Source organism: Arthrobacter sp. 92 (genome assembly GCF_050260325.1).
GTDB lineage: Bacteria > Actinomycetota > Actinomycetes > Actinomycetales > Micrococcaceae > Arthrobacter.
In genome coordinates this window covers 3925819-3946256 of sequence record NZ_CP189863.1, presented here as the reverse complement: position 1 = coordinate 3946256, position 20438 = coordinate 3925819, and the positions used below count along the sequence as shown (strand labels likewise).

Here is a 20438-nt window from a genome sequence, read left to right as displayed (position 1 = left end):
ATGATTTTCCTAGCCGAAGAGGACGGCGGCTTCGTCGTACCGGTGCTGGGGGACTCTCTTGAGGTTGCCGAGCGCGGCGTCAAAGCCGACGTGGACGATGTCCGTGCCGTTAAGGGAGACCATGGTGCCCCAACGGTGGTCCACCACCGAGTCGATGGCGGCCATGCCGAGGCGGGTGGCGAGGACACGGTCGAACGCCGAGGGGACGCCCCCGCGCTGGATGTGGCCAAGGACGGTGGCGCGGGTCTCGATGCCGGTACGGGCTTCGAGTTCCGGAGCCAGCATTTCCGCGATGCCGCCCAGGCGGGGCCGGCCGAAGGTGTCGAGGCCGCGCTCGGAGTGCGGAGTTTCCTGGCCTTCCGGAACGAAGCCTTCGGCAACCACCACAAGCGGCGCGCGGCCACGATCGTGGGCTTCCTGGACCCATTCGGTGATTTGGTCCATGGATGCCTTCTGTTCCGGGATCAGGATGGCGTGGGCGCCCGAGGCCATGCCCGCATGCAGCGCAATCCAGCCCACGTGGCGGCCCATGACCTCGGCGATCATGCAGCGGTGGTGGGATTCGCCGGTGGTCCGGAGCCGGTCGATGGCCTCTGTGGCGATCTGGACAGCCGTGTCGAAGCCGAAGGTGTAGTCCGTTGCGTCCAGATCGTTGTCCACGGTCTTGGGAACGCCCACGATCTTCAGGCCTGCATCGGTCAGGCGCTTTGCGGCGGCAAGAGTTCCCTCTCCGCCGATCGCGATGATGGCGTCGATGCCAAGCCGGTCCATGTGGGCCTTGATGACCTCAGGTCCGCCGTTGTTCTCGAACGGGTTGGTACGGGACGTTCCAAGGATGGTTCCGCCCTGTTTGGCTATGCCTCGGACCAGCGTTCGAGGGATATCAATGATGTCCCCCTCCACCACACCGCGCCAGCCGTCCAGGAATCCCACGAATTCGTGGCCGTGGATGGCGATTCCCTTGAGAACGGCGCCACGGATGACGGCGTTCAGTCCTGGGCAGTCGCCGCCGCTGGTGAGGATTCCAATTTTCATTTCTCGGCTCAAATCCTGGTTTGAAGTTGTACAGGCAGAGCGCCACGCTGAGCTCACCCTAGAGTCTAGTGGCCCATGTGGGGCAGGACACAAATAGTTACCTGCGGGCGGCTGTCCGCCCGGTGATGATGTGGCCCTGCAAACGGGAGCGCCCCCGCCCGTCAGGGGCAGGGGCAGCTCAAGCGGCGCAGCCTGGGTGTTCTTGTTACAGCTAGAAGCGGTTGGTGCGCCGGTCCAGGAAGGACTGAAGAATGATGACGTTGCGCTGGTCCGGGAGGATCAGCCAGGCCGCCAGATAGAAGACGAAGGCCGGGCCGGGAAGGAGGCTGATGAGGAGGAAGGCTATTCGGACGTAGGCCACATCCACGTTCAGCTTGGCCGCGATCCCGCCGCACACTCCGCCGAGCCACCGCTGCGGCCCCCGTTGCAGGCCCATGCCCCTGACAATGCTGAAGAACTTATCCATGTTTCAAGACTTCCTTGTTGATGTTTTTTTGTCACGTCCGCGGGCGGAGATGAGCCCGCCCACCACCAGCGCCGTGCCGGCTCCGAGCGTGAGCCCGATCAGCACGTACGTGCCGTTCAGCTCCACGATGCGTAGCTGGGCAACGACGATCAGGGCAGCCAGCGCCACGACAATCAAGCCCCAGACGACGGTTCCCACACGGGCTGGCGACAGCCCGCCAGGCCGCGGTCCCGCCTGCGTGGAGGCATCCGGGGGATGCGGGGTGTTCTCCGGAACCGGTTCATAACTGTTCATGTCAGTGCCCTCCCTGGATGGTGACATTGCTCATGGTGCCGTCGATCTTGACGATCAGTGTGGCGCCTGGCTTATCAATGTTGTAGTTGCTGCGCTGGGACGTCATGCCGCCATGGTTCCGTGTTCCCTCGTTGAGGTTCCCCAGGGTCATGTCCGCCCGTATTTCCACCGGAACCGTGTCGGGGATGACCACCGTCAGATTGCTGGCCGTGACGTCCAAGGGAACCACGACGTCGGTAGTCAGCGGCGGGGTCAGATTCAGCTGCGTGAGGTCTGCTGTGCCGCTGCCTCCGGTGATGTCGAATCCGGCTGTTGCCTGCTCGATGCTCGCGGGGTTCCAGTTGGCGTTTTGGAAACGGATCCTGTCACCGGTGGGCACCACGTTGAAGATGCCGCCCACAATCAGCGCCACCACGGCAAAGAATCCCAGGATGCCGGAGGTGCGGCCCCTGAGCCCGGCAGCCAGGATGCCCAGGCCGAGGACGGCGGCGCCGCCAGCCCACGCAACGGCGTTGGTGGAGTCGCCCAGACTGATGACGCCGAGGGTTTCCAGGGCCTTGATTCCGCCGCCCACCAGCAGGGCCAAACCCGTCGTCACCGCCACTGCAGGAGTTCCGGGCCCCACATTCCGTACCCTGGCGGGCACTGCGGAAGCTGGTCCGGCTGTTTCGTACCTGCCGCCGCCAAAGCCGGATGTGTAAGGCGGCCCGGAGGTGTCGCCATGGGCGCCGACGTCGGACGGAAGACTGGTGGACGGAGGACTGCTGGCCGGAAGACTGCTGGACGGGGCACTGCCATAAGGAGCGCCGCTGGAGGGAACACCGTTGGACGGAACGCCGTTGCGGGGAACGACACCGAACGGGGCGGTGCCGTGCGTGCCGTTACGGCGCTTGGTGCGCTGTGAGAGGTAGTAGACGAGATAGATGGCGCCCGCTATCCAGAAGACCGTCCATACGAAACCAGCAAAGCCGTTCCGTTCCCAGCCCCAGAAGCCGCTGCCCAGATTGGGGAAGCCCAGAATGGTGGCGATGAGGGCGCCGGTCATACCGGCGGACCACCGTCCGGCCGCGGCTTCCTGGACGTGGATCCGGCCATCAGGTTCCGGCAGGAGGGCCCAGGCGACGCCGTAGAGCAGCACTCCCACGCCGGCGAAAATGGTCAGGACAATGAATATGCCCCGCACGATCAGGGGATCGACCCCCAGCCGGTGAGCGATGCCGCTGGCCACTCCTCCTATCCACCGGTCGGTGCCGCGGTGAATCCCTTGGCTCCGGATCCAACTGAAGAAGTTCTGGGGCTGCTCAACGTAGGGAGGCTGGGCATCGGGGTAAAGCGGCGGAGGTGCGGGAGGGAAGGCCTCAGGGCCGGGGCCGGGACCGGGCTCAGGGGCCGCCGGGCCGTCCGGCGCGCCGTCGGGACGTCCTGAGGGAAGGGGTTCGTCATCGGGGTGTGAATTGTGCGGGTTCATACTTCGATACTGCCGTTGGCCCTCGCCTGGAGCCATTGGGGATCACCCTGAGAAGGCCCCTGACTTACCCCCGGTTCGGGCCCAGGCCAGGCTGCGGTACCCGCGAGTCGTGCTTGGATTGACCCATGACAACCGCCGGAGTCCGCCCACCGCTGGTCCGCAGTGCCGACCGCGTCATCGCCGGCGTCTGCTCCGGGCTGGCCGCCCACCTGGGCTGGCCGGTCCGGATGATCAGGATCGGTATGGTGGTAGCGGCGCTGGCCGGGGGCGCGGGACTCGTGTTCTATGCGTGGCTTTGGATTATGGTTCCTACCGCGGATGAGAACGCCAGACGGATCACGCGGCGTCCGGTGTCCCCGATCGCTCCCGCAGTGAGCGCGCCGTCGGCGATCTCCTTCGGTTCATCGGCCACGGCTGGCGTGTCAGCTGCCGCTGCTCCGGAAGCTCCACCGGCCATGCCGGAGCCATCCGCCCCATGGTTCCGCTTTCGTCGCGTGCAATACGGCAAGGAGATCCTGCTCGGCGTCGGGCTGCTGCTGGCCGGCGCCATCATGATTGCCCGGGTGCTCGGTCTGGATGTTCCCCTTGGCACGCTGATCCCCGCGGCCGCCATCCTGGGCGGGGCGGCGATTGCGTGGATGCAACTGGACGAAACCCGCCGCGCAGGCCTGGTGGACAAGACCAAGGCGGACCAGGCGGGCGGCTGGACACGCCTTGCTGCAGGCCTGGCGCTCGTGGTGGCGGGTGTCCTGGTGATTGTTTCCGGGTCCGGCTCCTGGGAACAGACGTGGCTGGCATTGCTGGCCTCGGTGGCCGTCCTGGGCGGGGTGGGCCTCGTGTTGCTCCCGTGGGGACTGAAGTTCTGGCGGGATCTCGAAGCGGAGCGTGCCGGCCGCGCGCGCGCAACCGAGCGGGCGGAAATCGCCGCGCACCTGCACGACTCCGTGCTGCAGACGCTTGCCCTCATCCAGCGCCGTGCCGGCAATGAGCAGGACGTCGTGCGGCTGGCCCGGGCGCAGGAACGCGAGCTTCGCGGCTGGCTGTACCAGGATCCGGGTGAGGAAGCCGGGCAGTTGTCGGAGCGCATCAAGGCAGCCGCCGCCGAGGTGGAGGACACTCTCGGCAACGCGGTGGAGGTGGTCAGCGTGGGGGACACCGCCATGACCGACCGCCACGAGGCCTTGGTGCTGGCCAGCCGCGAAGCCATGGTGAACGCCTCCCGCCATGGCGGAGGAACAGTCTCGGTCTACGTGGAAATTTCCCCCGACGCCGCGGAGGTCTTTGTGAAGGACCGCGGGCCCGGATTCGATCCCCGGACTGTGCCCGCGGACCGCATGGGTGTCAGGGAATCCATCATCGGACGAATGAAACGGCACGGTGGAACCGCCGTCATCAACAGCAGCCCCGACGGCACGGAGGTCCGCCTCAGGCTGCCTTCCGATGCTGCCGAGAACGGAGAAGGCAGGAAATGAGTACATCCGATGGATCCCAGCAGCCGCATGGACCGCAGTCCGGCAACGGCCGTGCTGATCCAATGGCAGGCGCGGAATCAGGAGCCGACAAAAGCATTCGCGTGGTCATTGTCGATGATCACGCCATCTTCCGCTCCGGGCTCAAAGCCGACCTTGATCCCCGCGTCACTGTGGTGGGCGAAGCCGGCACCGTTGAACAGGCCATCGACGTCATTGCGCGGACCAAGCCCGAGGTGGTGCTGCTGGACGTACATCTGCCCGGCGGTCTGGGCGGCGGCGGCCGGGAGGTGATCGCAGCCTCCGCTGCGCTGCGAGGCACCACCCGGTTCCTCGCACTGAGTGTCTCGGACGCGGCCGAGGACGTCGTCTCGGTGATTCGGGCAGGGGCGCGGGGCTACGTCACCAAAAGTATTTCGGGCGCGGAGATCACGGACGCCGTCCTGCGGGTGGCCGGCGGCGACGCAGTGTTTTCGCCGCGGCTGGCCGGCTTTGTGCTGGACGCGTTCGGCACGGCACCGGCAGACATCGCCGACGACGAACTGGACCGGTTGTCCGCCCGGGAGCTGGAGGTTATGCGGCTTATTGCACGGGGCTACAGCTACAAGGAAGTGGCCAAGGAGCTGTTCATTTCGATCAAGACGGTGGAAACCCACGTCTCCGCCGTGCTGCGAAAGCTGCAGCTGTCCAGCCGTCACGAACTGACCAGATGGGCGGCCGAACGGAGGCTCCTCTAACCCAAGGATGCGCTATCACGTACGGTGCTGATGCCGCGGTAATAAGGCCCGTAAGTGATAGCGCATCGGGGCTTGGGGCGGTCTACTTCGCCTTGCCGAGGAAGCCCTGGAGCCGGGCCACGCCGGTGGCCAGGTCGTCGTCGCCCAGGGCGTAGGACAGACGCAGGAATCCCGAGGGGCCGAACGCCTCGCCGGGAACCACCGCAACTTCAACCTCGTCCAGGATGAGGGCAGCCAGTTCGGCGGATGTCTGGGGCCGGACCGGGCCGTTGGCCGTCTCGAATTCCTTGCCCAGCAGCGCGCGGACGTCCGCGTAGACGTAGAACGCGCCCTTCGGCGTCGGGCATTGGACGCCTTCAATGGCGTTAAGGCCCGCGACGATCGCCTTGCGGCGCCGGTCGAAGGCAAGCTTCATGTCGTCGACGGCGGTGAGGGGGCCGGAGACGGCGGCGAGGGCCGCGACCTGAGGAATGTTGGAGACATTGGACGTGGCGTGCGACTGCAGGTTGGTGGCGGCCTTGATGACGTCGGCCGGGCCGATCATCCAGCCCACGCGCCAGCCGGTCATGGCGTAGGTCTTGGCCACACCGTTGAGGATGACTACTTTGTCGCCGAGTTCGGGGACAGCGGTGGCGATGGAGGTGAAGGGCACGCCGTCGTAAGTCAGGTGCTCGTAGATCTCATCGGTGACAACCCACAGGCCCTTGGAAGCCGCCCACTGGCCAATTTCCCTGACCTGCTCCGGCGAGTACACGGCGCCGGTGGGGTTGGAGGGGGAAACGAAGAGAAGGATCTTGGTGCGGTCCGTCAGCGCGGCTTCCAACTGCTCCACCGTCACAAGGTATTCCTGCTCCGGTCCCGCGAATACTTCCACCGGCACACCGCCGGCCAACCGGATAGCCTCCGGATATGTGGTCCAGAACGGCGTGGGCACGATCACTTCGTCGCCCGGATCCAGCAGGGTGGCGAACGTGTTGTACACGGCCTGCTTGCCGCCATTGGTCACCAGCACCTGGGACGCCTCGGCCCTGTACCCGGAATCCCGGAAGGTCTTCTCCGCAATGGCCTGCTTGAGTTCCGGCAACCCGCCCGCGGGGGAGTAGCGGTGGTACTTAGGCTGGCTGGCGGCCTCGATGGCCGCCTGCACGATGTACCCGGGGGTCGGAAAATCGGGTTCTCCAGCGCCAAAGCCGATGACCGGCCGTCCGGCTGCCTTCAGTGCCTTCGCCTTGGCATCGACGGCCAGGGTGGCGGATTCGGCTATTGCGGATATGCGTTGGGAAACGCGGGCGGCAGACATGGCAGGTCCGTTCTCGCTTGCAGCTCGGTGGCTGGATGTGGGATTCGACGAGATCTACTCTATGCTGTTCAGCGGATCGTTCTGCTTGACCGCATGTAAATGTGACCGGCCCCCGGTAACAGCTGCAGGAAGTGTCATGGACATCCAAAAAACGAGGCTGGTTCGACGTAGGCGCAGTTGTTGCGTAGACTGGTTCTCCGGTGTCGAAAACACGATGATGGCGTGCGCCCCTCGAATGTTGGTGAGTGGTCCGCGTCGGTTTTCGATCCATAGGGTAGTGGCGCAATTGGTAGCGCAGCGGTCTCCAAAACCGCAGGTTGCAGGTTCGAGTCCTGTCTGCCCTGCGCAAGCGGTTCCGGCGGTTAGCCGGAGCCGGCGCAGCAACCATGGTTCAGTTCAGAGCCGGGTATCCGACTTTGCGAGGATGAGTGAGGACCAGGTGACCGAAACGGCTGCAAGCAGCTCCAAGGGCCGCCCCGCCAAGAAAGCCGCCAAGGCCGGCTTCTTCGCTCGCATCGCACTCTTTGTCCGCCAGGTAATCGGCGAGCTGAAGAAGGTCGTTGCACCAACCCGCAAGGAACTGATCAATTACACGCTCGTGGTGCTGGTGTTCGTGGTCATCATGATGATCATCGTCACCATCCTGGATCTGGCCTTCGGGACCGGCGTGAGCTGGGTCTTTGGTGGGACGGGCCCCACGGACCGCTAAGGCGGACCGGTCCGCAGGCCGCGTGGAAACTTCCGGGAATCCGGAAGTTCTGCGGGGTGTGCGGAATTGAGCCATTTAAATAGGCATGTTAGGCAATGAGGAAGCAGGAGACCAAGTGTCTGAGCAGGAGCTCGAGGTAACTGAGACTGAGCTGGATAGGTCCACGGACAACGCAACAGACGCCGCGGTGGTAACCGGGGAAGAGTCCGAGGTTGAGTCTGCTGCGCCCGAATCCACCGACGCCGACGCTGATGCCGACGCCGACGCCGAAACGGTCGCTGACTCCGAAGAAGAAGGCGACTCCGACGAGGAGGCGTCCGACGCACTGGCCGCCGCGGCCGCCAAGGCTGAGGTTGATCCGGCTGAGGAATTCAAGGCCAAGCTGCGCCGCCAGGAAGGTGACTGGTACGTCATCCACTCCTACGCGGGTTACGAAAACCGTGTAAAGGCAAACCTTGAGACCCGCATCCAGACCCTGGACATGGAAGATTACATCTTCGAAATCCAGGTTCCCATGGAGGAAGTCGTTGAGATCAAGAACGCTCAGCGCAAGGTCATCAACCGCGTCCGCATCCCCGGCTATGTCCTGGTCCGCATGGACTTGACGGATGCTTCCTGGGGCGCCGTCCGCCACACCCCCGGCGTCACCGGCTTCGTGGGCAACGCCCACAACCCGGTCCCGCTGCGCCTCGACGAGGTCTTCTCCATGCTCGCCCCGGTCTTCGAAGAAGAGCAGGCCGAGAAGGGCAAGCCCGTCAAGCACGCCGCCGCGCCGGTCGACGTCGACTTCGAGGTCGGCGAGTCCGTCATCGTCAAGGAGGGCCCCTTCGAGACCCTTCCGGCCACGATCTCCGAAATCAAGGTGGACTCCCAGACCCTCGTGGTGCTGGTCTCCATCTTCGAGCGCGAGACCCCGGTCACGCTGGCCTTCAACCAGGTCAGCAAGATCTAGCTTTCCCCCCAGAATTCGCCCCGGGCTGCCCGCTTTAGCAGCCAGGGGCGGCCGGCCGCCTCGCCATGGCGGCCACCAACCTGAGGCACGCTCCTGTGTCCCAGGAAATATTTGAGAGAAGGACCCTACATTGGCTCCCAAGAAGAAGGTCACCGGCCTCATCAAGCTGCAGATCCAGGCAGGTGCCGCTAACCCGGCCCCGCCGATCGGTCCTGCGCTTGGCCAGCACGGTGTCAACATCATGGAATTCTGCAAGGCGTACAACGCTGCGACGGAAGCCCAGCGCGGCAACGTTATTCCTGTTGAAATCACGGTCTACGAGGACCGCTCGTTCACGTTCATCACCAAGACCCCGCCGGCTGCAGAGCTCATCAAAAAGGCTGCAGGCGTTGCCAAGGGTTCACCCACCCCGCACACCGTCAAGGTTGCAAAGCTGACCCAGGCCCAGGTTAACGAGATCGCCACCACCAAGATGGAAGACCTCAACGCCACGAGCCTCGAAGGCGCCGCGAAGATCATCGCCGGCACCGCCCGCTCCATGGGTATCACCGTCGAGGGTTAATTCCCCATCGCTGATGCGGCTCGGGAATTCGGACAGCAAGCAACCGATCACGACGCCGGACGGCACCGCCGGGAAACCGGCACCACTGAAACATTGAAATGTTGGCATCCGGACCGGATAAACCCGTCGGAGATCCAACTGTGGCAGGGCCCAGCGCGGTCCGCAGACCACAACTGCACAAGGAGAAATAAGCAGCATGGCAAAGCGCAGCAAAGCATATGAGGCAGCCGCAGCCAAGATCGACGCGGAGAAGTTCTACGCGCCGTTCGAGGCAGTGACGCTGGCCAAGGACACCAATCCGTCCAAGTTCGACGCCACCGTTGAGGTCGCTTTCCGCCTGGGTGTAGACCCGCGTAAGGCTGACCAGATGGTCCGCGGCACCGTTATCCTGCCCCACGGCACCGGTAAGACCGCCCGCGTCCTGGTATTCGCAACGGGCGACAAGGCTGAGGCAGCAATCGCAGCCGGCGCCGACTTCGTTGGTTCCGACGACCTGATCGAAAAGATCGCCGCCGGCTGGACCGACTTCGACGCCGCCGTCGCCACACCTGACCTCATGGGCAAGGTTGGCCGCCTCGGTAAGGTTCTGGGTCCGCGTAACCTGATGCCGAACCCGAAGACCGGAACGGTGACCGCTGACGTGGCCAAGGCCGTCAACGACATCAAGGGCGGCAAGATCGACTTCCGCGTCGACAAGCACTCGAACCTGCACTTCATCATCGGCAAGGTTTCGTTCGACGCCCTGAAGCTGGCCGAGAACTACGCGGCCGCCCTGGAAGAGGTTTTGCGCCTCAAGCCGTCCGCTTCCAAGGGCCGCTACATCCAGAAGGCCACTGTCGCCACCACGTTTGGCCCGGGCATCTCGGTTGACCCCAACGTCACCAAGGTCCTGACGGAGGTCTAATCCTCCCTGGACTTCCATGAATGAAAGACCGCCCCGCTGACGCGGGGCGGTCTTTCGGCGTCCGGGCCACATGCGCACGGCAGTACACGCTGTGACAGGGCCGCCCGCCGCGGAGTCGGTCACAGGGTCGGTCATGACGTGGAATGCCAGCGTAATCCGACATATGCTGTCGATAAATATTTCGCTTGGCTTCAGGCCCGCCGGCTTCGAGGGTAAGTGGCAGAAACGACTGGAATGATGCCGTCTATGGCAACTGAAGTACGGATCGAACAACTCTGGATCCCCGATTCCCTTGACGGGCCTGACAGCGCCGACTTCCTGGCCGCGGTGGAGGTGGGCCGTAAGGTGCGGATGCAGACGTGGGGGAGTGATGACCTCGCTTACACTCCGCTTGAGAAGCTGTTGGAACTGGCCGATCCCTACGAGCGCCAAGTGATGCTGGTGGCGAAGGTCGACGGCGAGATCGTGGGTGTGGTGGACATCGCGCTGCCCCTCGTGGACACCCTTGACCTGGCCGAGTTCACCCTCGACATCCTGCCCGAGTTCCAGCACCAGGGCGTGGGACGGCAGTTGCTGGAGGCCGCGGAGCAGTTCGCCCGAGGCGAGGGGCGCACCATGATCCTCATTGACACCAACCATCCGGGCGTCTCCCTCAGCAGCCCGGAAACTGAGCAGCTGGTCCCGGGATCCGGACTGGGTTTTGTTCCGATGGGCAGCCGCGAGGTGGAGTTTGCCCGCCGGACAGGCTACACGCTGCAGCACATCGAGCAGTTCAGCTCCTGCCTTCTTCCGCTGGACACCAAACTGGTTGCCGAACTGGAGGATGAGGCGGAGCAGGCGAACGACGGACGTTACCGTCTGCACCATTGGACGGACAGGTGTCCCGATCAATGGCTGGAAGCCGTTGCCGCTTTAGAGAACCGGGCCGGAGAGGACGAGGTCCCGCCCACCAAGACCGAAGCCGACATGGTGTTCGACGGCCGACTGCTCAGGGAAGCTGAAGAGGTCGCCATCGCGCAGGGCCGGCGGACGGTGGTTACCGCCGTGGAGCATATCGCCACCGGAACGCTGGTGGGGCTCACCACCATCAGCGTGTTGGCACAGCGGCAGGACGTAGTGTTTCAGGATGACACGGTGGTGCTCCAGGAACACCGCGGGAACAAGCTTGGCCTGCTCATCAAGGTGGCCAATATGGAGCGACTGACGGAGCAGTTCCCGGATGCCCGTGTCATCTACACCTGGAACGCCCCAGAAAACCGCTACCTCCTGAAGGTGAACCAGCAGCTGGGATTCACAACGGCGGGCGTCACGGGAATCTGGCAGAAGGAACTGCCCGATCTGGGACCAAGCACCAGCTGAGCGGCCCCGTGTCCGGCCCGATTTGGCGTACCGGTTGCCTTGCCCGTAAGCTTGAACTACCAAAGACCGTCGGTTGTTGGAAATCCACTCTCCTGAGCGTTGCTCAATACTGCAGTACTGCGCGGGAGAGCCAGTGGATTTCCAGACGAAGGACCCTGAACATAGGGCGGCCAGCGCAGGTGAACGAAGTAAAGCTCCGCAGTCTTGCATTGCGTTGAGCCAAGCCCCGTGCATCTGCCCGGGGCGTTTTTTAGTTTTAGCTCACCATGAGCGGGGACCGTCGAATACCGGCACTATCCCCGGAAGGAGGGTTATGGCAACGCCTACCAAGGTTTCAGCAGTAGCTGAGATCACTAACGATTTCAAGGAATCGAACGCCGCTGTCCTGACCGAATACCGTGGGCTCACCGTTGCACAGCTCAAGCAGCTGCGTGTTTCTCTCGGCCAGGACACCAAGTTCGCGGTCGTCAAGAACACCCTGACCGCAATTGCAGCCAAGGAAGCTGGTGTCGAAGCATTCGACGGTCAGCTCGCCGGCCCTACTGCAATCGCGTTCATCAAGGGTGACGCAGTTGCAGCTGCCAAGAGCCTGACGGATTTTGCCAAGGCCAACAAGCAGCTGGTCATCAAGACCGGTTACTTCGAGGGCAAGGCACTGAACGCCAGCGAAGTGACTGCCTTGGCAGCACTCGAGTCCCGCGAGCTGCAGCTCGCCAAGGTTGCAGGGATCCTCAAGGCTCCTGCCGCCGCTGCTGCACGCATCATTGACGCCCTGCGACTCAAGCTTGAAGAAGAGAGCGGTGCGCCGGCAGTTGCCGAAGCTCCCGCCGCTGAAGAAGCCCCCGCCGCAGAAGCAGCAGAGACCGAAGCTCCGGCCGAAGCCGCAGCCACCGAAGAGAACTAACTAACTCTCTTTCAAACCAGACTCCGGTGTGAAGACAACGGCCCCGGCCGCCAAGCACCACTATAGGAAGGACGCCACACCATGGCGAAGCTCACCAACGAAGAGCTCATTGAAGCTTTCAAGGAACTGACCATCATCGAGCTCTCCGAGTTCGTCAAGCTCTTCGAAGAGACCTTCGAAGTAACCGCTGCCGCTGTTGCTGTCGCCGGCCCCGCCGGTGGCGGAGCTGCAGAAGAAGCTGAAGAGCAGACTGAATTCGACGTCGTTCTCGAAGCAGCTGGCGACAAGAAGATCGCAGTGATCAAGGAAGTTCGCGCCATCACTTCCCTGGGCCTGAAGGAAGCCAAGGACGTTGTCGACAGCGCTCCGAAGGCCGTCCTCGAAGGCGTCACCAAGGAAGCTGCAGAGAAGGCAAAGGACCAGCTCGAAGCTGCCGGCGCCCGCGTTACCGTCAAGTAACTCGAATGGCCGGGCATCCCGGGTTATTCGGGCCGCCTAGTTTTTCCTGAAAACCCCGTCCACTCCGGTGGGCGGGGTTTTCTGCGTCTTGGCGGATCCGCAGCCGCAAGAACACTTTCCGGATTTTCATTGGAACGGTACAAGCGTGGGCCTGGGCTGTGGATTTGTGCCGGTCGGCCGCCTAATTTGGGGAGTCCACACAATAAGAGATTGGAAGGCAACCGTGGGCCGCCGTTCCATGCCTGCCGCCGCCCTCATGCGTGGCGGTGCCGCTGCAGCCTCGCTGCCGCTTGGTGCGCAGGCCCAGGCGGCACCGTCGGCTGCGGGCATCGAACGTTTCACGCTGACCGTCCTGGGCACCACCGATCTGCACAATAACGTTTTCAACTGGGATTACTTCAAGAACGCCCCCTACGCGGACTACCGGGGAAACAACGTGGGCATAGCTCAGGCAGCCACCCTGATCAAGGCCATCCGCGCCGAACGCGGCGCAGCGAACACGCTGACCATCGACGCCGGCGACACCATCCAAGGGACTCCGCTGGCCTACTACTTCGCCAAAATCAGCCCGGCCTCGGACTCAGTGAAGCACCCCATGGCACTGGCCATGAACGCGGTGGGCTATGACGCCGTCGCCCTCGGGAATCATGAGTTCAACTACGGTGTACCGCTCCTGCGCACGTGGGAGAAGCAGCTGGACTTCCCGCTCCTCGGCGCCAACGTCCGTGCAGCCGGGAGCCGGCAGCGCGCCTTCACCCCGTATATCCTCAAGCGGGTCAACACCGGAAACGGCTGGGTGACCGTGGGGATTGTTGGCTTGGTGACGCCCGGCTGCGCGCTCTGGGACCGGGACAACGTCCAAGGCCAGCTTGAGTTCAACGGCATCGTGGAGGAAGCCCGCACGGTGGTCCCGCAGATGCGCGCCGACGGAGCCGAGGTGGTGATTGTTTCCAGCCATTCCGGCGCCACATCTGGATCCTCGTACGGTGACGCCTTGCCGTTCCCGGAGAATGCCTCCACCCAACTCGCCGAGGACGTTCCCGGCATTGACGCGATCCTCGTTGGCCACGCCCACGTGGAGATTCCAGAACGTTTCGTCACAAATAAGGTAACCGGCAAGCAGGTGCTGCTGACCGAACCTCTGAAGTGGGGAATGCGGGTCTCTGTGATGAATCTGGAGCTTGCCAAGGACCAGGGGCACTGGACCGTCGCCTCCGCGCGTTCCCACCTGCTGGACGTGAAGACGGCTGAGGCGGACCCCGACGTCGTCAACGCCGTTCAGGCGGGCCACGACGCCACAATAAAGTACGTCAACACGGTCATCGGCACGTCCACGGCTGCCCTGAGCACGGCCACAGCCTGCTGGGAGGACTGCGCGGCAATCGACGCAATCAATTTCGTGCAGGCCCGCACCATCAAGTCGGAACTGGCCGGCGGCCCGGATGCGGGACTCCCGGTCCTGTCCATCGCCGCGGCATTTTCCCGGGCAGTGGACGTCAGCGCCGGGCCGTTGACCATCCGCGATTTAGCCGGTCTCTACATCTTTGACAACACGCTGCTGTCGATCAAGGTCACGGGAGCGCAGGTGAAGGAGTACCTGGAGTGGTCTGCCCGTTATTTCAAGCCGGTCACCGGCACTGCGGTCGCGGCGGCGGACCTTACCAACGCTGTCACGGACACCGCCCCGAACGGCACCCCCGACTACAACTACGACGTGATCTATGGCCTGGATGCACCGTTCGACTATGAGATCGACGTTGCCCGGCCGACGGGGGAGCGCATTGTGGGCCTGGACTATGGCGGCCGGCCGCTGCGGATGGACCAGGAATTCGCCCTGGCCATCAACAACTACCGGCAAAGCGGTGGCGGAAATTTCCCGGCCGTCACAACGGCCCCGGTGCTTTCGAACAGCCAGCAGGAAATCCGCCAGCGCATTATCGACTACGTGGTGGATACCGGAACCTTGGACGTTTCCCTGTTCAGCCAGCGCAATTGGCGTCTGGTGGTGAACGGTCAGGCGCTGACCGTAACTCCCTGACCAGCCCGGCTGGGCCCGGCATTCACCTTGAGGGCTGTTTTAACACTGGCGGGCTAATTCGGCTCGGTGATGTCCGCCACCACGGCGTCCAGGGCAGCGGTCAAGGCGTCGGCGTCCACGAACGCGCTGTATCCGTGCTGCCCGGCACCCATGGAGATCCGGCGCCCCGCGATGGTCCGGTCCGCGTAGACCGGCCACGCGGTGGTGCTGCCCAGGGGCGTGATAGTGCCCCGTTCGTAGCCGGTGGCTTCGAACGCCACGTCGGCCGGGGGCAGCGAGAGTCTATTGACCCCGATCAGGCTGCGGAGCTTGGGCCATGAAATTTGCCGGTCACCCGGAACCAGGGCGAACAGAAAGCTGCCGTCCTTGTGCTTGACCACGAGCGACTTCACGATGTCGGACGGCGGGATGCCCAGGCTCCGGGCGGCATCTTCGAGACTGTCGGCCACCCGGCGTTCGACGAGTTGGACCCGCAGGCCACGGGAGGCGGCGTCGGCAAGGAAACGCTCCGAGCCGGCGCTGGCGCCGGGCCCGGTCCCGGCGTCGGTGCTTTCATCCACTGTTCAGTCCCTGTAGAGGAGCAGCGCTTCGCCCTGGCCGCCGCCGCCGCACAGCGAGACTGCGGCCTTCCCGGCGCCACGGCGCTTCAGTTCGTGGGCTGCGTGCAGGGCCAGCCGGGCACCCGAGGCCCCGATGGGGTGGCCCAGGGCGATGGCGCCGCCGTGGATGTTGCACTTCTCCAGCGGGTATTTGAGGTCCTTGAGCGACTGGACGGCCACGGAGCCGAAGGCTTCATTGATCTCGATGAAGTCGAGGTCCGCGGTGGTCCATCCGGCCCTGTCCAGCGCACCCTTGATGGCGTTGGACGGCTGGGAGTGCAGCGAATTATCCGGTCCGGCAACCTGGCCGGCCTTGCCGACAACGGCGAGGTACTCCAGCCCGTTGTCTTCGGCGTATTTCCGTGACGTGAGCACCAGGGCGGCCGCGCCGTCGGACAGCGGCGAGGAGTTGCCCGCGGTGATGGTTCCATCGGTGACAAACGCCGCGCGCAGCCCGGCCAGCGACTCAACGGTGGTGTCCGGCCGGATGCCCTCGTCCGAGCCAAGGACGATCGGATCGCCCTTGCGCTGCTTGACACTGATGGGGGCGATCTCGCCGTCGAACACGCCGTCCTTGGCGGCCCGTGCGGCGCGCTGGTGCGACTGTGCCGCGATCTCGTCCTGGGACTTCCGGTCGATGCCGAGAACCAGGTTCTTGCTCTCGGTGGAAAGTCCCATCGACTGCCCGTCGAAGGCGTCGGTCAGCCCGTCGTGGGCGGCCACATCGAGGGCTTGAACTGTACCGTAGGCCCACCCCTGGCGGGAACCGGGAAGGATATGCGGGGCCCGGCTCATGGATTCCTGGCCGCCGGCGACGACGACGGTGGCGTCTCCGCTGCGGATCATCCGGGCGGCGTCGATGACCGCAGTGAGCCCGGAGAGGCAGACTTTGTTGATGGTAACGGTGGGCACGTTCCAGCCGATCCCGGCGCCGATGGCGCTCTGGCGGGCCGGATTCTGCCCGGCCCCGGCCTGCAGGACCTGTCCCATGATCACGGCATCGACCCTGCCGGCCGTCAGCCCGCTCGCAGCGAGGGCGGCCTTGATGGCGTGTGCCCCGAGTTCCACGGCCGTGAAGCTGGTCAGCTGGCCGTTCAGGCGGCCCTGCGGGGTCCGCGCCGCGGCGAGGATGACAACGTCATTGTTGTCTGCGGAGTTGCTCATGGTTTCTCTTCCGATCTCTCAAGACGTAGGCCTAGGCTATCGTGGGCCGAATCACGTATCCATTCAACGCTGATCCGGGGCCGGCCATTCCTGAAGCGGCCCGCGTCGCCGTACCCGCGTCGCCGGGCCTCCGTTGCGCCGGCGTCACGCCGGGCCTCCGTTGGCGCCGTAGGCGAGTTTGGGGTCCAGCCACGGGCTCCTTGGGGCTTCCTGAATTGGTGCTTGCAATAAGCTGAGAAGTGGGGTAGACACGTAGGCGACTTTGCCGTATCGTAGATATTTGCGTCTTCCCTGTTTACCTTCAGCCTTCATATAGCGGTGGGCTTTGCCTAGCAGCTGATCCATTAACGTGCCGTCAACAACGCGCATCAGCATGGACAGCCTAGGTTCCGGGTCATATAGCGGAACCGGACTGGTAGCGCTGCGGAGTCATTCTGCAGGGCTTGCAACGGGGGAGATCTGAAAACGCCTGAAGGTCTGTGGAAGGATCCCTCTTGGTCGCCTCGAGCACCTCTAATGTAAACAACGCTACCGCTATCAATGCCGACAGCACCGATGGTGCCACTCGCCGGCTCTCATTCGCAAAGATTCACGAACCTCTTGATGTTCCGAATCTGCTTGCCCTGCAAACGGACAGCTTCGACTGGCTGGTCGGAAACGAACGCTGGCAGGCACGCGTTGCGAAGGCCGTCGAAGAAGGCGACCTCAGCGTCGCCACTAGCTCCGGTCTGTCTGACATCTTCGAAGAGATCTCCCCGATCGAGGATTTCCAGGGCACCATGTCCCTGAGCTTCTCCGACCCGGAGTTCGCTGATCCCAAATACACCATGGCCGAGTGCAAGGACCGGGACGCAACGTACTCGGCTCCGCTGTACGTTAAGGCCGAGTTCATGAACAACAACACGGGCGAAATCAAGCAGCAGACCGTGTTCATGGGTGACTTCCCGCTGATGACCGAGAAGGGCACCTTCGTCGTCAACGGCACCGAGCGTGTCGTTGTCTCCCAGCTGGTCCGTTCCCCGGGCGCCTACTTCGAGCGCACCGCCGACAAGACCAGCGACAAGGATATCTTCACTGCCAAGATCATCCCGTCCCGCGGTGCCTGGTTCGAGCTCGAGATCGACAAGCGCGACCAGGTCGGCGTTCGCCTTGACCGTAAGCGCAAGCAGTCCGTCACGGTGCTGCTGAAGGCCCTCGGCTGGACCGAAGGCCAGATCCTCGAAGAGTTCGGCCAGTACGACTCTATGCGCGCAACGCTGGAGAAGGACGCCACCGAAACCCGCGAAGACGCCTTGCTGGACATCTACCGGAAGCTGCGACCGGGCGAGCCGCCCACCGTCGAGGCTGCCCAGTCCCTGCTGGACAACCTGTACTTCAACTCCAAGCGCTACGATCTGGCCAAGGTCGGCCGTTACAAGATCAACCGCAAGCTTGGCATCGACCGCTCCCTTGGCGACAAGGAAGCTTCGGTCCTGCACGTTGAAGACATCGTTGCAATGATCAAGTTCCTGGTTGCCCTCCACGCCGGCGAGAAGACCCTCATGGGCAAGCGCGACGGCCAGGACCACGAGCTGCGCGTTGAGATCGATGACATCGACCACTTCGGCAACCGCCGCATCCGCGCCGTGGGCGAGCTCATCGAGAACCAGGTCCGCACCGGCCTGTCCCGTATGGAGCGCGTCGTCCGCGAGCGTATGACCACGCAGGACGTCGAAGCCATCACGCCGCAGACGCTGATCAACATCCGCCCGGTTGTGGCAGCCATCAAGGAGTTCTTCGGAACCTCCCAGCTGTCCCAGTTCATGGACCAGAACAACCCGCTCTCGGGTCTGACCCACAAGCGCCGCCTTTCCGCGCTTGGCCCGGGTGGTCTGTCCCGTGACCGTGCAGGCATGGAAGTCCGGGACGTTCACCCGTCCCACTACGGACGTATGTGCCCCATCGAAACTCCTGAAGGCCCCAACATTGGTCTGATCGGTTCGCTGGCGTCCTACGGCCGCATCAACCCCTTCGGCTTCATCGAGACGCCTTACCGCCTCGTGTCCGAGGGCGTCGTTTCCGATGAGGTCCAGTACCTGACGGCCGACGACGAAGCGGAGGTCCTGATCGCCCAGGCCAACGCTCCGCTGGACGAGAACAAGAAGTTCGCTGAAGAGACCGTCCTGGTCCGCGCCCGTGGTGGTGGAGGCGAGCCCGTGCTGGTTCCCGCCGCCGAGGTCGAGTTCATGGACGTTTCCCCGCGCCAGATGGTTTCCGTGGCTACGGCCCTGATTCCGTTCCTTGAGCATGACGATGCAAACCGCGCCCTCATGGGTGCCAACATGCAGCGCCAGGCTGTGCCGCTGGTTCGTTCCGAGGCGCCGTTTGTCGGTACCGGCATGGAGCGCGCCGCTGCAGTCGACGCCGGTGACGTTGTCATCGCGAAGAAGGCCGGTGTGGTCACCGAGGTGTCCGCTGAGCTCGTCATCATGCTCAACGACGACGGTACGGAAACCAACTACCGCATCAACAAGTTCGCCCGCTCCAACCAGGGCAACTGCTACAACCACCGTGTCCTGGTGAACGAAGGCCAGCGCCTGGAAGTTGGCGGCATCATCGCTGACGGCCCGGCTACGGACCAGGGCGAGCTCGCCCTCGGTAAGAACCTGCTCGTGGCATTCATGTCATGGGAAGGCCACAACTTCGAGGACGCCATCATCCTCTCGCAGCGCATTGTTGCCGAGGATGTCCTTTCCTCCATCCACATCGAGGAGCACGAGATCGATGCCCGCGACACCAAGCTTGGTGCCGAGGAAATCACCCGTGACATCCCCAACGTGTCCGAGGAAGTCCTGGCGGGCCTGGACGAGCGAGGCATCATCCACATCGGTGCCGAGGTTGAAGCCGGCGACATCCTGGTCGGTAAGGTCACCCCGAAGGGTGAAACCGAGCTGACCCCGGAGGAGCGCCTGCTGCGCGCCATCTTCGGTGAGAAGTCCCGCGAAGTGCGCGACACCTCCCTGAAGGTTCCGCACGGCGAGTCCGGCACCGTGATCGGTGTCCGCGTCTTTGACCGCGACAACGACGACGAGCTGCCCCCGGGCGTTAACCAGTTGGTCCGCGTCTACGTGGCCGCCAAGCGCAAGATCACCGACGGCGACAAGCTCGCCGGCCGTCACGGCAACAAGGGTGTTATTTCCAAGATCCTCCCGATCGAGGACATGCCCTTCCTTGCCGACGGCACCCCCGTTGATATCGTCCTGAACCCGCTGGGTGTTCCGGGCCGTATGAACGTCGGCCAGGTGCTCGAAACGCACCTCGGCTGGGTGGCCAAGACAGGTTGGAAGATCGAAGGCGAGCCCGAGTGGATGAAGCAGCTGCCGAACCTGCCGCGCGAAAGTGGCCAGACCACTGTTGCAACGCCGGTCTTCGACGGTGCTCGTGAAGAGGAAATCACGGGCCTGCTCGACTCCACCAACGTAACCCGCGACGGCGACCGCCTGATCAACTCCTCGGGCAAGACGCGCTTGTTTGACGGCCGCTCCGGCGAGCCGTTCCCGGATCCGATCTCGGTCGGCTACATGTACATCCTGAAGCTCCACCACCTGGTGGACGACAAGATCCACGCACGCTCCACCGGCCCGTACTCCATGATCACGCAGCAGCCGCTGGGTGGTAAGGCACAGTTCGGTGGCCAGCGCTTCGGTGAGATGGAAGTGTGGGCGCTCGAAGCTTACGGCGCCGCCTACACGCTCCAGGAACTCCTCACCATCAAGTCGGATGACATCCATGGCCGTGTGAAGGTCTACGAAGCCATCGTCAAGGGCGAGAACATCCCGGAACCGGGCGTTCCTGAGTCCTTCAAGGTGTTGATCAAGGAAATGCAGTCGCTGTGCCTGAACGTGGAAGTTCTTTCCACGGACGGAACCACAATTGAAATGCGTGACTCTGATGACGCAGTCTTCACGGCTGCGGAAGAACTGGGCATCGATCTGTCTCGTGCAGAGCCCAGTTCCGTAGAAGAGGTTTAGCAGGCGGGG

General features: G+C 63.7%; 18 protein-coding genes and 1 tRNA gene. 12 read left to right on the top strand and 7 right to left on the bottom strand.

The annotated features are described in order from the left end of the window. Positions 1 to 9: 9 nt before the first annotated feature. The 4 genes from ACP4XC_RS18305 to ACP4XC_RS18290 all read right to left on the bottom strand — a co-directional run bounded on the left by ACP4XC_RS18305 (position 10) and on the right by ACP4XC_RS18290 (position 3263). Complete coding sequence (locus tag ACP4XC_RS18305; protein ID WP_427172128.1) at positions 10 to 1035, bottom strand: 6-phosphofructokinase; 1026 nt, start codon at positions 1033 to 1035, stop codon at positions 10 to 12. A gap of 211 nt (positions 1036 to 1246) precedes the next feature. Then, the gene (locus tag ACP4XC_RS18300; protein ID WP_427172126.1) at positions 1247 to 1501 is read right to left on the bottom strand and encodes a PspC domain-containing protein; all 255 of its coding nucleotides are present in this window, start codon (positions 1499 to 1501) and stop codon (positions 1247 to 1249) included. 3 nt (positions 1502 to 1504) lie between these two features. Beyond that, positions 1505 to 1795 carry a hypothetical protein gene (locus ACP4XC_RS18295; RefSeq protein ID WP_427172124.1) on the bottom strand — a complete coding sequence of 97 codons (291 nt, stop codon included), beginning with the start codon at positions 1793 to 1795 and terminating at the stop codon, positions 1505 to 1507. A gap of 1 nt (position 1796) precedes the next feature. Beyond that, complete coding sequence (locus tag ACP4XC_RS18290) at positions 1797 to 3263, bottom strand: PspC domain-containing protein (protein ID WP_427172122.1); 1467 nt, start codon at positions 3261 to 3263, stop codon at positions 1797 to 1799. Positions 3264 to 3388: 125 nt separating this feature from the next. On the opposite strand from ACP4XC_RS18290, the gene ACP4XC_RS18285 reads away from it, so the two are divergent. Continuing rightward, positions 3389 to 4735 (top strand): PspC domain-containing protein, encoded by a 1347-nt coding sequence (locus tag ACP4XC_RS18285; RefSeq protein ID WP_427172120.1) that lies wholly within the window; start codon positions 3389 to 3391, stop codon positions 4733 to 4735. 62 nt (positions 4736 to 4797) lie between these two features. Further along, positions 4798 to 5469, top strand: coding sequence for a LuxR C-terminal-related transcriptional regulator (locus ACP4XC_RS18280; RefSeq protein ID WP_427175158.1), 672 nt, complete (start codon positions 4798 to 4800; stop codon positions 5467 to 5469). 82 nt (positions 5470 to 5551) lie between these two features. On the opposite strand, the gene ACP4XC_RS18275 is transcribed toward ACP4XC_RS18280, so the two are convergent. Next, positions 5552 to 6769, bottom strand: a complete 1218-nt coding sequence (locus ACP4XC_RS18275) for a pyridoxal phosphate-dependent aminotransferase (RefSeq protein WP_427172118.1) — start codon at positions 6767 to 6769, stop codon at positions 5552 to 5554. Between the two features lie 271 nt (positions 6770 to 7040). Between ACP4XC_RS18275 and ACP4XC_RS18270 the strand changes: the two genes are divergently transcribed. The 9 genes from ACP4XC_RS18270 (at position 7041) to ACP4XC_RS18230 (ending at position 14656) form a co-directional block, all read left to right on the top strand. Beyond that, positions 7041 to 7113: transfer RNA gene (locus ACP4XC_RS18270), tRNA-Trp, on the top strand. Positions 7114 to 7193: 80 nt separating this feature from the next. Further along, entirely contained in the window at positions 7194 to 7478 is a 285-nt protein-coding gene (gene secE / locus ACP4XC_RS18265; protein WP_427172116.1) for a preprotein translocase subunit SecE, read from the top strand. 115 nt (positions 7479 to 7593) lie between these two features. After that, on the top strand, positions 7594 to 8430 hold the full coding sequence (gene nusG / locus ACP4XC_RS18260) for a transcription termination/antitermination protein NusG (protein WP_427172114.1): 837 nt from the start codon (positions 7594 to 7596) through the stop codon (positions 8428 to 8430). A gap of 130 nt (positions 8431 to 8560) precedes the next feature. Then, positions 8561 to 8992, top strand: coding sequence for a 50S ribosomal protein L11 (gene rplK, locus ACP4XC_RS18255; protein WP_024365990.1), 432 nt, complete (start codon positions 8561 to 8563; stop codon positions 8990 to 8992). A 196-nt stretch (positions 8993 to 9188) separates the two neighbouring features. Further along, on the top strand, positions 9189 to 9896 hold the full coding sequence (gene rplA, locus ACP4XC_RS18250; RefSeq protein ID WP_024365991.1) for a 50S ribosomal protein L1: 708 nt from the start codon (positions 9189 to 9191) through the stop codon (positions 9894 to 9896). Positions 9897 to 10142: 246 nt separating this feature from the next. Further along, positions 10143 to 11255 carry a GNAT family N-acetyltransferase gene (locus ACP4XC_RS18245; RefSeq protein WP_427172111.1) on the top strand — a complete coding sequence of 371 codons (1113 nt, stop codon included), beginning with the start codon at positions 10143 to 10145 and terminating at the stop codon, positions 11253 to 11255. Positions 11256 to 11568: 313 nt separating this feature from the next. Then, a complete protein-coding gene (rplJ, locus tag ACP4XC_RS18240) occupies positions 11569 to 12159 on the top strand; it encodes a 50S ribosomal protein L10 (protein WP_427172109.1) in 591 nt (196 codons plus the stop codon). 81 nt (positions 12160 to 12240) lie between these two features. Beyond that, positions 12241 to 12618 carry a 50S ribosomal protein L7/L12 gene (rplL, locus tag ACP4XC_RS18235; RefSeq protein WP_104172021.1) on the top strand — a complete coding sequence of 126 codons (378 nt, stop codon included), beginning with the start codon at positions 12241 to 12243 and terminating at the stop codon, positions 12616 to 12618. 223 nt (positions 12619 to 12841) lie between these two features. Then, complete coding sequence (locus ACP4XC_RS18230; RefSeq protein WP_427172107.1) at positions 12842 to 14656, top strand: bifunctional metallophosphatase/5'-nucleotidase; 1815 nt, start codon at positions 12842 to 12844, stop codon at positions 14654 to 14656. Between the two features lie 53 nt (positions 14657 to 14709). Here the strand turns inward: ACP4XC_RS18230 and ACP4XC_RS18225 are convergent, their stop codons facing one another. Then, entirely contained in the window at positions 14710 to 15216 is a 507-nt protein-coding gene (locus ACP4XC_RS18225) for an aminoacyl-tRNA deacylase (RefSeq protein ID WP_427172105.1), read from the bottom strand. A gap of 3 nt (positions 15217 to 15219) precedes the next feature. Beyond that, entirely contained in the window at positions 15220 to 16419 is a 1200-nt protein-coding gene (locus ACP4XC_RS18220) for an acetyl-CoA C-acetyltransferase (protein WP_427172103.1), read from the bottom strand. A 494-nt stretch (positions 16420 to 16913) separates the two neighbouring features. Between ACP4XC_RS18220 and rpoB the strand changes: the two genes are divergently transcribed. Beyond that, positions 16914 to 20429, top strand: coding sequence for a DNA-directed RNA polymerase subunit beta (rpoB, locus tag ACP4XC_RS18215; RefSeq protein WP_427172101.1), 3516 nt, complete (start codon positions 16914 to 16916; stop codon positions 20427 to 20429). Positions 20430 to 20438: the final 9 nt, after the last annotated feature.